Raw genomic sequence first — 14,893 nt, 5'->3', positions numbered from 1 at the left:
CGGCCTTCGGCGACTCTCAGGAGCAACCCATGAGTTCGACCCAGAAACCCGGTGACGAGCACCGCTCGCTCCCCGACGATATCGCTCTCGCCGCCGGAATGCCGCGCGGCCATCAGGCCGAAGGCTCCCTGCACGATGTGCCGAGCCCGGGCTCCCACCACTCCGGCACCGAGGCACACAGCATCTACACGACGGAGGGCAGCCATGGTTCCTCGACCACCGACGAGGTGAAGGCCCGCGCCAGCGACCTCCGCGACCGCGCGGCTGAGACCGCAGGCGACGTCCGCGGCCGCGTTTCCGACACGGTTCAGGACCTGCGTGAACGGGCTTCGGATGTTTACGACGACGCCCGAGGCTGGGCATCGGACACCCGCCAGGAGGGGCGCCGCCGCATCGACGATCTTAGCGAGCGCAGCAGTGCGCGTCTCCAGGATGGCCGCTCGGCCGTCGAGGACTTCGTATCTGAAAACCCACTCCTCGTTGGCGTCGTTGGACTCGCGGCCGGTCTCCTCATCGGCGCCCTGCTTCCACGGACCCGCACCGAGGACGAGAATGTCGGTCCCTGGGCGGACGAAGTGCGTGACCAGGGCCTTCGCTACGCCCGCGACGTTACCCATCGCGGACGGGACTTCGTCGCGAGCGCCCTCGATCCAGAGAACCTCAACGCCGCCGTTCAACGGGCCGCTGGCAACGAGCAGCCGGAGACCGGCGCTCCCGCACAAGCTCGGTCACCGTCCTCCGCGCCCAAGGCGCACTGATCGATCACGCGGATCTTTCGCGTCAGGCACGAAAGGGGCGGCACACAATCGTGTCGCCCCTTTCCACATCGAGAATTTCGAACGACTCGACGACGCGGAGCCCCGCCGGTATCGCAGAGCCATGAAGATTGCCGACTGCGAGATCCTAATTTTGCCGGGCTATGCCGGCTCTGAAGACGAGCATTGGCAGGCTCGCTGGGCCGATCGACTTTCCACGGGTCGAATCGTTGTACAAGACGACTGGCATCACCCTGATGCTCAAGCTTGGCGCGCGCGGATCGTCGGGGCTGTGAACGGCGCGACCCGCCCCGTGATCCTGATCGCGCACAGCCTCGGCGTTGTGGCCGCGGTGCAGGCCGCCTCGGACTTCGCGCCGGGCGTTGTGCGCGGTGCGCTTCTCGTCGCCTTCCCGGACGTGGAGACGACGCCGAACCTGCCCGCCAGCGTCACCGCCTTCGCACCGGTGCCGCGCTCTCCCTTGCCCTTCCCGTCCCTGGTGGTCGCCAGCCGCAACGATCCCTATTGCAGCTACGCCCGTGCCGAGGACTTCGCTTATGCCTGGGGTGCCGTCGTGGTCGATGCGGGGGAGGCCGGGCACATCAACGTGGCGAGCGGGCACGGTCCCTGGCCGGAAGGCCTGATGCGCCTCGCCGGCTTCATGAAGACCCTGTAGCGATCAGCCCTTCGCCTCATCCGTCAGCGGCTTGAGCAGTTCGCCCGCCACGTCCGAAAGTCGCGGCGGCGCCTCACGCACGAACGGCAGCGGCCGGCAGACCGCCAGCGCGGCAAGGCCGAAGCGAGCCGTCATTAGGCCGTTAAGGACACCCTCGCCCAGCTTCGCCGAGACGCGGGCGGCAAGGCCGAGGCCGAGCACCTGCTGGATCATACTCTCGCCGACCGCCATGCCCCCCGTCACGGTGAGATGGGCGAAAGCGGCACGCGCCAAGCGCAGGAAGCCGAAAAAGCCCGGGCGTCCGCCATAGATCGTGGCGATCCGGCGCAACAGGCGCACGGCGGCAAAGATCACGAAGGCGACGTCGACGATGGCACGTGGGCTCAGGGCGGTCACCGCCGACACCTGCTTGGCCGAGGCCGCGATGGCGTTGCGAGCCTGGCGATCGAGGGGCGCGAGCAACTCGTGCTCGGCGAGGCCGATGCGGTCGTCCACATCGAGGATCGCGTCGCCGAGGGTGGCGAGACGAGCACGGCCCGCCGCCAACGCGGTACGCTCGGCGTAGAGACCCGTCAGGTCACGCACAACGGCCTGCGCGGCGGAATGGTCGCGGGTGGCAATCGCCTCGATCGCCTTGGCGCGGACCCGCTCGATCTGGCGCTCGTGCCAGATCCCCGACAACTCCCGGGCGACGAGGGCTAGGAATGCGACTGCCGCGACGGCCAGCAGGACCAGGGCGACGGTGCCGAGCCAGGGGGCGGCGCTGAACAGGTCTGCGATCAGGCGCTCCACCGACAACCCGACGCCGAGGGATACGAGACCTCCGAGAGCGATAAGAAGCAGGCTGAGCCACGGAGCGCGCGCCTTGGGGGCGACAGGCACCGCAACACCGTCGGCCGCATCGACGACCTCGAAGGGCTCCTCGACGATTCGGACATGGGCCGCCGCCGCGGGAGACGGCGCAATGCCGTCGGTGATCTCCTCGGATCCGCTCGGCGGAATGCGAAAGGCACGGGGGCGGTTGCTCGAGCTCATGACTGGGACATCCCGGAGGTCTTAGACGAGTTTGTCGCCGATGAGGAACTGCATGGCGCGGTCGAGCCGGATCTGCGGCAGGTTACCAGGCCGGCCGAGGGCATCGGGTTTCACGAGGGGCGGTCGGAAGCGGGGAAACCGTAAGGACCCGGGAGGGACGGCTCCTTCCAATACCAATTCCGGGCGCTGCGGCAGCTCACCGGGGAAGATCGCCGCCTCGCTCAAGCCGTCGAAGATCTCGTCCCCGACGCGCTCGCCCGCTTCCGGCGTACCGGATACGGCACGGAGGATCTCGTCTCCGTCATGCACGGTGGTCTCACGCGTTGCCCGGACCGAGGCCAGGGCGACGGTGCCGACCCGTGCGCCCGCCGCCTCCGTCCGCCGCATCGCCCGCGAAACGAGCAGCCGTAGCAGGGCGTCGAGGCGATCGTGGCTCGTCTGGTGCAAATGGTCAGCCTTTGTGGCGGCGAACAGGATCCGCTCGGCGCGTGGCGCAAACAGCCGGGACAGAATCGTGTTGCGCCCGATGCGGAAGCTGAGAAGCACGGCATCAAGCGCCTCCTCGAGCTCGGCCAGCGCGGCCGGTCCGGCATCCACCGCCGCCAGGACATCGACGAGGACGATCTGCCGATCGACTCGCTGGAAGTGGTTGCGGAAGAACGGCTCGACGACCTTCGCCTTGTAGGCTTCGAAGCGGCGTTCCATCAGTCCGGCGAGACTGTCCGGCGCCAGGATCTCAGGCAGGTTGTCGAGAGGCGCGAAGGTCAGGGCCGGCGAGCCGGCGAGATCGCCAGGCATCAGGAAGCGTCCGGGCGGCGTGGTCGCCACGGCTTCGGGACCAGCGCGTAGGGCCGAGAGATAGGTCTTGAAACCGGTGCTGGCGCGCTCGGCCACCACTTCGTCAAGGGCGCCGTGCGGGTCGAGACCCCTCAGCATCTCGAGCCAGGGCGCGGCCATCGCTCCGCGGCCACTTCGGCGCGTGCCCGCGATGGTGGAGCGCGACCAGGCGGTGTAACTTTGATCGATCAGTGCGAGGTCGAGAAGCCACTCACCCGGATAGTCCACAACATCGAGCATCAATGTGCCCGGACCGGAGCGCCAGCCTCCGGATCTCTCATACTCGATGGCGAGGCGGAACTGGCTGATCCGGTCGGTCGAGCGTGGCCAGAGTCGCTGCTCGATCAGGGCAGCGTAGTGGTCCTCATAGGGAAAGCGCGGAATGTCGTCGTCCGGCTGCGGCACGAGGCGCGCCCGGCGCAGGCGGCCCTCGTGGGCCGGCGCAAAGGCCGGAAGGGCATGGGCTTCGACGAGGTGATGGATCAGGGCCGTCGTGAAGACGGTCTTGCCCGATCGCGCGAGACCGGTGACGCCGAGCCGCAGGGTGGGCTGGATCAGCAGGTCGCTCGATGCCTCGGCGAAGGCCTTGACCGCGGAACCCGCACGCGCGGCGAAGCTGTTCATGGCAACCTTCTCATGGGGCGGGTTGGGGAAGGCGAGGCTGGACGCCGCAGCGATGTCGCTGAGGTGGCGCGACCACGACGCCGCTGCAAGACGTGCGGGTCAAGCCTCGCTGCTCAGGGTGCCGTGACCGGTGCGTTGGCGGCGGCAAGGGTGTTGGTATCGAGACGCTCAATGGCGGTCTCCACCAGGGCCGGGGCAGCGCGCAAGGCCCCGAGCTCCACGCTCGACATCGCCTGCATGACCGGGCGCAGGTTCGGCAATGGACGTCCGTCGGGTCCGAACAGCTCGAGGTCGTCTTCGACTTTCAGGCCGACGCTGGCGGCGATCCGCGTGGCATAGTTACGGATGCGGGTCTCATCGTTGCCGCAGACCGGCGCCGGCACGCTCAGATCGAGAAGCGGCAGGCTCGACGCGCCCGCCGCAATCGCCGGCAGAGCGGCGGACTCCGCCACGAAACGCTCCTGCAGACGCGCCACCGACTCGGCTTTCGTAGGCGGCACACGCTGTTGAGCCGTCGATGCGGCGCTCAGAACAGCGCTCGGCTCGACGAGAAGCACGGATGGCCTGGCGATCATCGTCGAGGGCTTCACCAAAATTTCGGAAGGGCGGACCAGCAGTGCCGATTTCGATGGCGTCGCCGCTGCGAACTTCGCGGAAGCTGGACCTTTGGCTGTCTCGCGCACCGGGCTCGGACGCCCCCGTAGGCGCGCCAGGGGCGACCAAGGCTGAATCCGCAGACGGCCGCCCCGTCCCACAGTGGCCGCGCGGGAGATGCCGCCGCGCGAATGGCGAGCCAGGAAGCGGGCCCGGAGCGTGCCGCCGATCCCGCGGGGCGCGACCTCCGGAGAAATCCTCGTGCCTGTTCGACGGCTCGCGAGGGGTGCGACCGACCCGCCGATCCGGCACTCTGCGGGAGCCCAGCGCCGCACGATGGCGAGGGCCGACCGGCGGCCGAATTCACGATAGTAGCGCCGGAGCAGCTGCGCCGCCGCATCGGCGCCATCGGCCGCGGTGGCGAATCCGGTATGACCCTCGCTGTCCGCGCCGATCTCTCCGTTCCAGCGGGCCTTCTTGATGCACCAGTAATTGTTCAGCTTGACGCAACGGGCGACGAAGGCCGGGGCGCCGGACGTGTAGCGGGCCACTAGAGCGAGTGAGGCTGGGCGCAGGCTTTCGGCTGCCTCATAGCGCCAGTTCGAGACGGCCCGGCCCTCGGATTCGAAGACCGGGAAGGGCGCAGAATTCCTTTCGGATGCCGCAGATGCCATCCGCCAGCGCGTCGCGTCCGGTCGAAGATCTTCGATCGTCCCCTCCAGGCGCGGCAGCAGCGTCGAGAGGACGAGGAGCGTGGTCAGGAGCACGGGATCTGCGAAGCTTGTTCGGGATCAGGGCAACGGCGTCCGGGCCAGAAGGGTTCAATCCGCGATGTCGATGTCCCTCGGGGCGACGAACCGCTCCAGCCGTCCCATCCCGGCAGCGACCGCATTCCAGGCGTCCCCGTCGAAATCCAGGACCACCACGGAAGCGGTGGGAAACTCCAGCGCCAGCCGCTTGCGTCCGTCCTTGTCGCCGGAGCCGGCCAGCCGCATCGCCAGATCCTGCAGGCCGGGATTGTGACCGATCATCAGGAGGCTCCCCACCATATTCGGCGTCGACCGCACGATGGCGAGCAAGGCCGTTTCCGGCGCCTCGTAAATCGATGGGACGATCTCGGCCTCGGGCCCCTGCAGGGCGCTCTGTATCGCATCCCAGGTCTCGCGGGTGCGCTGTGCCGGAGACACGACGACCGCCTCGGGAATCAAGCCTTCGGCCGAAAGGTACGCCCCCATCTGCGGGGCGGCGCGCTTGCCGCGGTTGTTCAGCGGGCGATCGAGATCGGCGATGCCGGGCGGACGGTCGGACTTGGCGTGACGCAGGAGGATCAGGCGACGCATGCGGGCTTGGACTTTCAGGTGAATCCGACGACGGGATGCGGGGTATAGGGCGCTTCGAGGGCACTCACCTCCTCGCTCGTAAGGTCGAGATCGAGAGCCGCGACGGCATCCGCAAGATGGCTCGGCTTTGACGCGCCGATGATCGGCGCGGTCACCACCGATTTCTGGAGCAACCAGGCCAGGGCGACCTGGGCGCGCGGCACGCCCCGCGTGGTGGCGATGGTCGAGACCTGAGCGACGATGGCCCGATCGGCCGCATCCGCGGAGGCGTAGAGATGCCGGCCGACCTCGTCGCTATCCTGACGCGCGCTGCGCACATCCCAGTCGCGGGTCAGCCGACCCCGGGCCAGAGGGCTCCAGGGCAGCACCGCGATGTCCTGGTCCAGGCAGAGCGGCAGCATCTCGCGCTCCTCTTCCCGGTGCAGCAGGTTGTAGTGGTCCTGCATCGTGGCGAAGCGGGTCCAGCCGTGGCGGTCGGCCGTGAAGAGCGCCTTGGCGAACTGCCAAGCGTACATCGATGATGCGCCGATGTAGCGGGCTTTTCCGGCCTTCACCACGTCGTGGAGCGCTTCCAGCGTGACCTCGATCGGCGTCCCGTAATCCCAGCGGTGGATCTGGAAGAGGTCGACATAGTCGGTGCCGAGGCGCTTGAGACTGGCATCGATGGAGGCGAAGATCGCCTTGCGCGAGAGTCCACCGGCATTGGGCTGGCTCTTGAGAGGAAAGAAACACTTGGTGGCGAGCACGACGGCGTCGCGGTCGGCATAGTCGTGCAGGGCGCGCCCGACGATCTCCTCACTGGTGCCGTCCGAATAGGCATTGGCGGTGTCGAAGAAGTTGATGCCGAGATCGAGCGCCCGCTTGATCATCGGCCGGCTCTCGTCCTCGCGCAGGGTCCAAGGATGGGGACCGCGCTCGGGAACCCCGTAGGTCATGCAGCCGAGGCAGAGAGGCGAGACGTCGAGGCCGGTGCGGCCGAGCTTCTTCAGATTCATCGGAAGCGTTCCACTGGAGACGAACCTTGCGCGGGCCGCCCGATCTATTTGGGTTCCGCCGATGCGCCGGGCCAGGGGCCGACGCCCGATGGTGCGGCTTAGTTACCGCGCTGCTCGCGCCGCATGAGGAAGGCGAGCTTCTCGAACAGCCCGACATCCTGCTCGTTCTTCAGGAGCGCACCGTGCAGCGGCGGGATCAGCTTGCGCCCATCGCGTTCGCGCAGGGTCTCGGGCGCCACGTCTTCGGAGACGAGAAGCTTGAGCCAGTCGAGTAGCTCGGAGGTCGAGGGCTTCTTCTTCAGACCCGGGACCTCGCGGGTCTCGAGGAAGACGCGCAGGGCCTCCTCGACCAGACGGTGCTTGATGCCCGGATAGTGTACCTCGACGATGGCCTTCAGGGTCTCGGCGTCGGGGAACTTGATGTAGTGGAAGAAGCAGCGCCGCAGGAAGGCGTCCGGCAGCTCCTTCTCGTTGTTCGAGGTGATGATGACGATCGGGCGCCGTTCGGCCCGAACCGTCTCGCCGGTTTCGTAGACGTGGAATTCCATCCGATCTAGCTCGGTCAGGAGGTCGTTCGGAAATTCGATGTCGGCCTTGTCGATCTCGTCGATGAGCAGCACCGGACGCTCGGGGGCGGTGAAGGCCTCCCACAGCTTGCCGCGCCGGATGTAGTTGCCGATGTCCGAGACGCGCGGGTCGCCGAGTTGGCTGTCGCGCAGGCGCGAGACCGCGTCATATTCATAGAGGCCCTGCTGCGCCTTGGTGGTCGACTTGACGTTCCAGGTGAGGAGTGGCGCACCGAGGCCCTTGGCGATTTCCTCGGCCAGCACCGTCTTGCCGGTACCGGGTTCCCCCTTCACCAGCAGCGGTCGCTCCAGCACGATGGCGGCGTTCACCGCCGTGGTCAGGTCGGAGGTCGCGACGTAGTCGGCGGTGCCGGTGAAGCGCATGGCAGAACTCGCGGGATGAGGACGCTGAGACATCCGGGGTAAGAGCGCGGCCGGGATCCCAGCAAGGCACCGTCCGCGGCCGACGAAGACCGGTCGTGCTAGAGCGTCTTTCCGTCGTGCCAGACGCAGTTCGATGCCAGGATGCCGAGGTTGACGTCGGATTTCTGCGGTTGGGGCAGCGTCTTTCCGTCCATAGCGAGATCGATCTTGATCTCGACCTGCCCCTTCGCCTCGTTCTGGCGCCGGGAGAAGTAGCAGTATTGCTGGAACGGCTGGTCTTCGTTCGCACGAAAGTTCCAGCCGGTGACGATTTGGCCGTCCATGTAGGGCACCTGCTTGAACACGGTGAAGGTGGTGTTCACGGGGGCCTTCGAGGCCGGCGCGGCGTCGTTGCCGAGCTGCGCCTTCGTCGGAATCGGCGCTCCACCCGCCTTCGGCACCCCGCCCTCGAGCTTGAGGACGTTATCCGTCAGTGTGACCTCGCCCTTGGTCTTCAGGGTCACGTCGGACAGGGCCGCCTGCATCGCGGCCGCAATCTTCTCCGCCGCCGAATCGAACTGGTTCATGTAGGCATAGCCGTAGGACGCCGCGCCGAGTCCGGCGCCGGCGAGAAGCAGGAAGGCGCCTGCCCCAATGGAGCGGAACAGGAAAGCGCGCGCGGCGATGATGCGCGCCTCGGCCCGAAGGCGTCCGTTCACGCTCTGAGCGAGGACGACATTCTCGGGGGTGCCGGGGGTATGGATGCTCACGCGCCGGCTCCTGCGCTCGCGGCCTGTGCCGAGCCACGTCGATCGATCGGGATCACCGCGCCGCCGGCCGCGGCCGTTGCCGGAGCCGCGGGGGCCGGCGCCTGGGCAGCGACGGAAGGCTCATCCGGCACGCCTCGGGACTGGCTCAAGGCCATTTCCTGGCGCAGGGCGTCGGTAATCGAGTCGAGCATGTAAGGGGTCGCGGCCGGGTCGACGGTGGCACCGAGGTCATCCTCGTCCATAAAGGTCTTGCGCACCGACACGGCGCAGAGGGCGAGGATCGTCGACGCGAAAGCGGCACAGACCGCCGGCACGAACACGAAGATCCGCAGGAAGGCGTGGACCTGCGCCTCGCTCACGTCGATCGGGTCGACGCCGTAGACCATGGCGGTGAAGGAGTGCAGCTGCGAGCGGTTGACCGAGTTGCGATAGGCCTGCTCGGCGTCGGCGACCTTGCGCTCCGCCGCGCCCCGATCGAGGTCGCCGCGGGCCTTGCGTGCCTCTTCGAGCATCTTCGTCACGGCGCCCCGGTCGGAGCCGGCCTTCGCGACGCTCGCATTGAGGGTCGCCGTGCGCGGATCGGTGACGCACTTCATGTTCGAGTAGCGCTGACCACGGCTGTTGGTGCCGTAAACGCGTTCGCAGCGCTGCGCCGGCAAGCCGGCGAGCTGGCTGGCGTTCTCGGCAGCGCGCTTCTCGATCTGATCGAGCTCGGTCGTGTACTGCGCGACCCGCGCATCCGCCGTGGCGATGCGGTTGTCGATGGTGCCGCGATCAGCCTGTGCGTCCTTCAGGGCGGTCTTCGCCTTGGCGGCGTCCATCAGGCGCGGATGAAACATCATTTCGCCGAGCTGGGACACCGACTTGGTGGTAACGCCGGCCGCGAAGATGATGCCGACGATCGCCAGCGCGCGGATGAAATAGGAGCGCTGCGTGCGGGCCAGAATCCCGAGGGGGACGCGGCACAGCTCCACCGCCGCGTAGACCAGCGGGGCGAGGAGCATGAAGTAGAACGCCTGCGAGTCGCCGTCGCTGTAGACGCCAGCGAACAGCCACGATCCCCAGAGCGAGGCACCGATGACCATGAACTCGACGAGATAGGCGATCGCGACGTAGCCCCACTTGATGCGGTAGCCCCTCTCGATATGTCGTTCGTGAGTCCAGCGGTCGGACTCCCGGCGCCAGTCTCGGGCTTCACGTTGCACGTCGCGGTTGGGCGGCGTCTTTCGCATGGGGCACTCGTGTCTCGAAACGCGACGCTGCGCGCTTAACCGTCCGTTAAGGCTTTGCCTTATGCGCATATTGTGCCGTTTTTGCGCCGCATCAGCGGTGCTGACCAGCACGGTCTCCCCATCCGAATGGTCGCAGCCGACCATTTTGTTGTTTCCGCGTGTGTGCGCTGTTGCGCCGGGATGGCCCCGGTGCCCATGGTCATGGACGGACTGGGCCGGGGCGCGCCCGTCCATTGCTCCGGCCGCTGGAGACATCCCCGACTGATGACGGACGTGCACGCCGGCTCCTACAAGGAAGCGATCCTATTCCTCGTCACCGCGGGCGTGGTGGTGCCGTTGTTCCATCGGCTGCGCATCAGTCCGGTGCTGGGCTTCATCGGGGCGGGCGCACTCCTCGGTCCCTTCGGTCTCGGACGCTTCGCCGAGACGCACCACTGGGTCTCGACCTTCACCATCGCCAACCGGGCGGAAATCGCGCACCTCGCCGAGTTCGGCGTGATCTTCCTCATGTTCATGATCGGCGTCGAGCTCTCGTGGGAGCGTCTGCGAACGCTCCGCCGCCTCGTCTTCGGCCTCGGCTCCATCCAGGTCCTTGTCTCCTCGGTCGTGATCGGCCTGATCCTCCTGTCCCTGTCAGTGCCGCTCGCCGCCGCGATCATCGTCGGACTGGCCCTCGCTCTGTCCTCGACCGCGATCGTGCTGCCGGTCCTGGCGGACCAAAAGCGACTGAATACCCCGGCGGGCCGCGCAAGCTTCGCGGTCTTGCTGTTCCAGGACCTCGCGGTGGCCCCGGTCCTGTTTGCCATCGCGGTGCTCGGCAGGAACGACGACTCGGATGTGGGGGGCGCCCTCGCCCTCGCGCTCGGTCAGGCGGCTGTCGCCATCGTGGTAATCGTCGTGGTGGGACGCGTGGCGCTGCGGCCGCTGTTCCAGCTGGTGGCCCGAACGCGCTCGCCCGAGCTGTTCATGGCGGCCTGCCTCCTGGTCATCATCGGCACCGCCGTGACGGCTGCCGCCGCCGGGCTCTCGATGACCCTCGGCGCCTTCGTGGCCGGGCTGTTGCTGGCGGAGACCGAGTATCGCCGCGCGATCGAGGCGACGATCGACCCGTTCAAGGGCCTGCTGCTGGGGGTATTCTTCGTCTCCGTGGGCATGAATCTCGATCCAGCCCACCTCATGTCGGCCCCGGGCGCGGTGCTGGGGCTCGCCCTGGCCCTGATCCTCATCAAGGGCGCCGTCATCGTCATCGCCGCGCGTTTCCTGAAGCTGTCCCGGGCAGTGGCCGTTGAAGCAGCCCTTCTGCTGGGTCCCGGCGGCGAGTTCGCCTTCGTGCTGATCGGTGGCGCCTTGGCGGGCGGGCTCGTGCCCGAGGAGGTCGGGCAGGCCGCCCTGGTCGTGACCACGGTGACCATGATCGCGATCCCGGCCCTCGCCGTGCTGGCGCGACGCCTCGGCAAGCGACTCTCGACCGCGCAGCTCGGCCGGGCGCGGGCCGAGCCGGTGCCGGATCGTCAGCAGAACCGGGTCATCATCGCGGGATACGGCCGCGTCGGGCGGCTCGTTGGCGAGATGCTGGTTCGACACAAGATCCCGTATCTCGCCCTCGACGCGGATGCGGCCCGAGTCTCGGAACATCGGCGTCTGGGCAATCCGGTCTACTTTGGGGATTCGGCCAATCCCGAGCTGCTGCGCCGCTGCGACATCGCCAATGCCCGGGCCCTCGTCGTTACCCTGGACAATCCCAGGGCCGTCGAGGCGGTGGTGGAAGCAGCCCGGGCCGAGCGGCGCGACATCACCATCGTGGCGCGGGCGCGCGATGCCCGACACGCCACCGCGCTCTACGAGATGGGCGTCGATGATGCGGTTCCCGAAACCATCGAGGCGTCGCTCCAGCTCTCGGAAGCCGTCCTCGTCGATGTCGGCGTGCCGATGGGGCTCGTGATCGCTTCGATCCACGAACGACGCGACGAGTATCGGGCGATGCTGAAGCGGAAGGAGACCGAGGTCCGGCCGGCCTTTCGGGCTCGCCGCACCGTCGGCAAGGTCGTGGAAGTCCGGGACGCGACGCCTGCGGACGAGGCCAAACCGGTCAGCAAGACCGCCTGAGGAACGAACCCGAGCGCTTCAGAGCAGCCGGCCCTGGCCACGGGGGGGCATCACGGGCACGGACAGGGAGTTCGAAGCGGATGGTTTGGATGGACCGGGGACCGTGCCGCTCCGCCCGGCCTTGAGCCCCGGTGGCGGCTTCGGAGATGCCGGCTTGAGGGCATCGGGCGGCTTCGGCGTTCGGGGCTTGGCCCGACGGACGGACGAATGGGCTGCCGGATCCATGCCGGGCGCGTAGCTGCAGCGATAGACGATCTCGTCCGGCGGACCGAGGCCGGTGTCGAGCGGGATCGTCACCGTATCGTCGTTGAAGCGCCATTTGCGCGTGCCCTTGTCCCAGTAAAGCCAGATCGTCGTCGGATGCCCCTGGATCGAGAAGATCGCCGCCTTCTTGGAGACCGCCCGGATGGTGCGCGGCTCGTACATTCCCTTGGCCCGGTAGGCGTCCGCGAAGGAGGCGGGTTGCCGGTCGATGAAGGTGTTGCGCACCACCTGAATCGTCGCGCCCGGCTCCGAAAGGAACCGCTTGAAATCGCTCAACGAGCGCAACGCGAGCGCCATGTCGGTCACTCCCAACTCAACCCGAAGACCATGCGCCCTGACGACTTGCCCTGACTTGCACGAGACCGTGGGGCCAAGATGTTCGATTCAGATGACAAGTCCTGTTCGCTGGAATAACGTCCGCTTGGCACTATCAACAGAAATCCTGGGTTATACCCAGCTTAACGTATGTGACTCGGCTAGGTGTCGGGCGCGGGTCGGGTCTTGACCCCGACACCGGCTTCCCGCGTTGTCACCCCATGCTGCTCCAGTTCTTCACCGCCCTGCGCGACGCCAAGGTCCCCGTCACGCTGCGGGAGTTCCTGACGCTCCTGGGTGCGCTCGACCGGGACCTCGCCGAGAAGCGGATCGAGGAGTTCTACCTCCTGGCCCGTACGGCCCTGGTGAAGGACGAGCGCAACCTCGACCGTTTCGACCGCGTGTTCGGCACCGTGTTCAAGGGCATCGAGACCCTGAGCGCGGCATCCGAACCGACGGCGATCCCGGAGGAATGGCTGCGCAAGCTCGCCGAGAAGTACCTCACCGATGCCGAGAAGGCGGAATTGCAGGCGCTCGGCTGGGACAATCTATTCGAGACCCTGAAACAGCGCCTCGCCGAACAGCGCGAGCGCCACCAGGGCGGTAACAAGTGGATCGGCACCGGCGGCACCTCGCCGTTCGGGGCCTACGGCTACAATCCGGAGGGCATCCGGATCGGCCAGGACGGCAACCGCAACTTCCGCGCCGTTAAGGTCTGGGACAAGCGAGAATTCCGGGACCTGGACGACACGGTCGAGCTCGGCACACGCAACATGCGGGTGGCTCTGCGACGCCTGCGCCGCTTCGCCCGCAGCGGCGCCGCGGACGAACTCGACCTCGACGGAACGATCCGCGAGACCGCCGCCAAGGGCTACCTCGACGTGAGGCTCCGGCCGGAGCGGCGCAATGCCGTGAAGGTCTTACTGTTCCTCGACGTGGGCGGCTCGATGGACTTCCACGTGGCTTTGGCCGAGGAGTTGTTCTCCGCTGCCCGCTCGGAGTTCAAGCACTTCGAGCACTTCTACTTCCACAACTGCCCCTACGAGCGCGTCTGGCGCGAGAACCGGCGCCGGCACGACGAGACACTGCCACTCCTCGACGTGCTGCGGACCTATCCGCCGGACTATCGCGTGGTGTTCGTCGGCGACGCCTCCATTAGCCCGTACGAGATCGCCATGGCGGGCGGATCGGTGGAGCACTGGAACGAGGAACCCGGCGAGGTCTGGCTGAACCGCATCCTCGAGCGGTTTCCGAAGACGGTCTGGCTGAACCCCGTTCCGGCGGAACACTGGGCCTACACCCAGTCGATCGGGATGATCCGCCGGCTGATGGGAGAGCGCATGTTCCCGCTCAACCTCGAAGGCATCGATGCGGCGATTCGGACTTTGGTCCGGTAAGTTACTCTACCGCCATCGGAAATCCGGCGCCGGGCTCGGGCGGCCTCGCGCGCTGGCGGGCTTCGAGCGCCCCTTCAGCCCTGACGCGCCGGCGTCGTGACGCTAAGCCCGTCCAGCTCCGGGGTGATGCGGATCTGGCAGCACAGCCGCGAGGTCGCGCGCACGTCGGAGGCGAAATCGAGCATGTCCTGCTCCATCGCCTCGGCGGGACCCACGACCTCGGCCCAGGCCGCATCGACGTAGACGTGGCAGGTGGCGCAGGCACAGGCGCCGCCGCATTCCGCATCGATCCCCGGTACGTTGTTGCGGATCGCCGCTTCCATCACGGTCGATCCCACGTCGCCCTCCACGGTCCTGGCCGTTCCGGCGTGGTCGACGTAGGTGATCTTGGGCATCGGGGGCTCCGGGCTCGGACAACGCGTAGTACGGCCGGTTGTGCGGCGCAGAGCCTGCCTTGAAGGGGCAGGCCTCCGAATGCAAGCGCGCTCGCCGACCGGGCGATGTTTCCTGCGCTTACGCCGCAGCGGCCGCGCCGTTCCATCGACGATCCGCGACGCGACGTCCGGGCCCGGTATTTCAGAGGGGTCGCGTCGAGGTCGCGAGGGTTTCGACGATTGCGGCGGCGAGCGTTTCGGCGGGGACGTCCGTCCCACCGGCGCGCAGCGCGTCCTCGATCGCCCCCGAGATCCGGGCGACGCGGACCGCACCGATCCCGAGAGCCGAGCCCTTCAGGGTGTGGGCGAGGTCGGCCCGCTCGGCCGGCTCCCGGTCCGGATCGACGATTCCCGGCAGGAGGCGGTGGCACTGGTCCGCGAAGAGCCCGAGGAGCTCCGCGGCCAGCGCGGCGTCGCCGAAGGTCTGGCGCGACAGGTGGTCGGCATCGAGGAGCACCGCCGCCGACGGGTCTGGGAAATCCGGTTCTCGCACTGCATCCTCGCGCGCCTGCGGCGGCGGCCATCCTGGCTATCCACAGCTGAGCCCCGCCGTCGTTCGCTTCCGTCTACGCGTTGAGGCATCATGCAGA

The 14,893-nt window shown here is 67.6% G+C and carries 15 protein-coding genes; 4 read left to right on the top strand and 11 right to left on the bottom strand.

Annotation, left to right across the window (positions count from 1 at the left end; all coding sequences use genetic code 11):
• Positions 1–29: 29 nt before the first annotated feature.
• Together ASG63_RS13900 and ASG63_RS13895 are read left to right on the top strand one after the other, a co-directional pair.
• Positions 30–758, top strand: coding sequence for a DUF883 family protein (locus ASG63_RS13900; protein ID WP_082559304.1), 729 nt, complete (start codon positions 30–32; stop codon positions 756–758).
• A gap of 121 nt (positions 759–879) precedes the next feature.
• Entirely contained in the window at positions 880–1,431 is a 552-nt protein-coding gene (locus tag ASG63_RS13895) for an RBBP9/YdeN family alpha/beta hydrolase (protein ID WP_056217242.1), read from the top strand.
• 3 nt (positions 1,432–1,434) lie between these two features.
• Here the strand turns inward: ASG63_RS13895 and ASG63_RS13890 are convergent, their stop codons facing one another.
• The 8 genes from ASG63_RS13890 to ASG63_RS13855 form a co-directional block, all read right to left on the bottom strand.
• Positions 1,435–2,466: a YcjF family protein gene (locus tag ASG63_RS13890; protein WP_056217237.1), complete on the bottom strand. Its 1,032-nt coding sequence runs from the start codon at positions 2,464–2,466 to the stop codon at positions 1,435–1,437.
• Positions 2,467–2,487: 21 nt separating this feature from the next.
• Positions 2,488–3,927, bottom strand: coding sequence for a YcjX family protein (locus ASG63_RS13885; RefSeq protein ID WP_056217234.1), 1,440 nt, complete (start codon positions 3,925–3,927; stop codon positions 2,488–2,490).
• Between the two features lie 113 nt (positions 3,928–4,040).
• Positions 4,041–5,288, bottom strand: a complete 1,248-nt coding sequence (locus ASG63_RS13880; RefSeq protein ID WP_056217231.1) for a hypothetical protein — start codon at positions 5,286–5,288, stop codon at positions 4,041–4,043.
• Positions 5,289–5,342: 54 nt separating this feature from the next.
• Entirely contained in the window at positions 5,343–5,861 is a 519-nt protein-coding gene (locus ASG63_RS13875; RefSeq protein ID WP_056217228.1) for a SixA phosphatase family protein, read from the bottom strand.
• A gap of 14 nt (positions 5,862–5,875) precedes the next feature.
• On the bottom strand, positions 5,876–6,856 hold the full coding sequence (locus ASG63_RS13870) for an aldo/keto reductase (protein ID WP_056217224.1): 981 nt from the start codon (positions 6,854–6,856) through the stop codon (positions 5,876–5,878).
• A gap of 98 nt (positions 6,857–6,954) precedes the next feature.
• Entirely contained in the window at positions 6,955–7,806 is an 852-nt protein-coding gene (locus ASG63_RS13865; protein ID WP_056217221.1) for an AAA family ATPase, read from the bottom strand.
• 98 nt (positions 7,807–7,904) lie between these two features.
• Positions 7,905–8,555, bottom strand: coding sequence for a hypothetical protein (locus ASG63_RS13860; RefSeq protein WP_056217218.1), 651 nt, complete (start codon positions 8,553–8,555; stop codon positions 7,905–7,907).
• Entirely contained in the window at positions 8,552–9,787 is a 1,236-nt protein-coding gene (locus ASG63_RS13855) for a hypothetical protein (protein WP_056217215.1), read from the bottom strand. Before ASG63_RS13855 ends, ASG63_RS13860 begins: the two co-directional genes overlap by 4 nt.
• Before the next feature lie 264 nt (positions 9,788–10,051).
• Between ASG63_RS13855 and ASG63_RS13850 the strand changes: the two genes are divergently transcribed.
• Entirely contained in the window at positions 10,052–11,893 is a 1,842-nt protein-coding gene (locus ASG63_RS13850; protein ID WP_056217212.1) for a cation:proton antiporter domain-containing protein, read from the top strand.
• 18 nt (positions 11,894–11,911) lie between these two features.
• Here ASG63_RS13850 and ASG63_RS27025 read toward each other — a convergent pair whose 3' ends face one another.
• Complete coding sequence (locus ASG63_RS27025; RefSeq protein ID WP_244472603.1) at positions 11,912–12,454, bottom strand: hypothetical protein; 543 nt, start codon at positions 12,452–12,454, stop codon at positions 11,912–11,914.
• Between the two features lie 239 nt (positions 12,455–12,693).
• On the opposite strand from ASG63_RS27025, the gene ASG63_RS13840 reads away from it, so the two are divergent.
• Entirely contained in the window at positions 12,694–13,869 is a 1,176-nt protein-coding gene (locus tag ASG63_RS13840) for a vWA domain-containing protein (RefSeq protein ID WP_056217209.1), read from the top strand.
• Between the two features lie 74 nt (positions 13,870–13,943).
• Here the strand turns inward: ASG63_RS13840 and ASG63_RS13835 are convergent, their stop codons facing one another.
• Positions 13,944–14,264, bottom strand: coding sequence for a 2Fe-2S iron-sulfur cluster-binding protein (locus tag ASG63_RS13835; RefSeq protein WP_055954982.1), 321 nt, complete (start codon positions 14,262–14,264; stop codon positions 13,944–13,946).
• Positions 14,265–14,445: 181 nt separating this feature from the next.
• Entirely contained in the window at positions 14,446–14,796 is a 351-nt protein-coding gene (locus ASG63_RS13830; protein ID WP_082559303.1) for an Hpt domain-containing protein, read from the bottom strand.
• Between the last annotated feature and the right edge of the window lie 97 nt (positions 14,797–14,893).

It is taken from the genome of Methylobacterium sp. Leaf94, assembly GCF_001426045.1.
GTDB lineage: Bacteria > Pseudomonadota > Alphaproteobacteria > Rhizobiales > Beijerinckiaceae > Methylobacterium.
The sequence above is the reverse complement of the archived record's forward strand: the minus strand, read 5'-3'. Positions and strand labels throughout refer to the sequence as shown.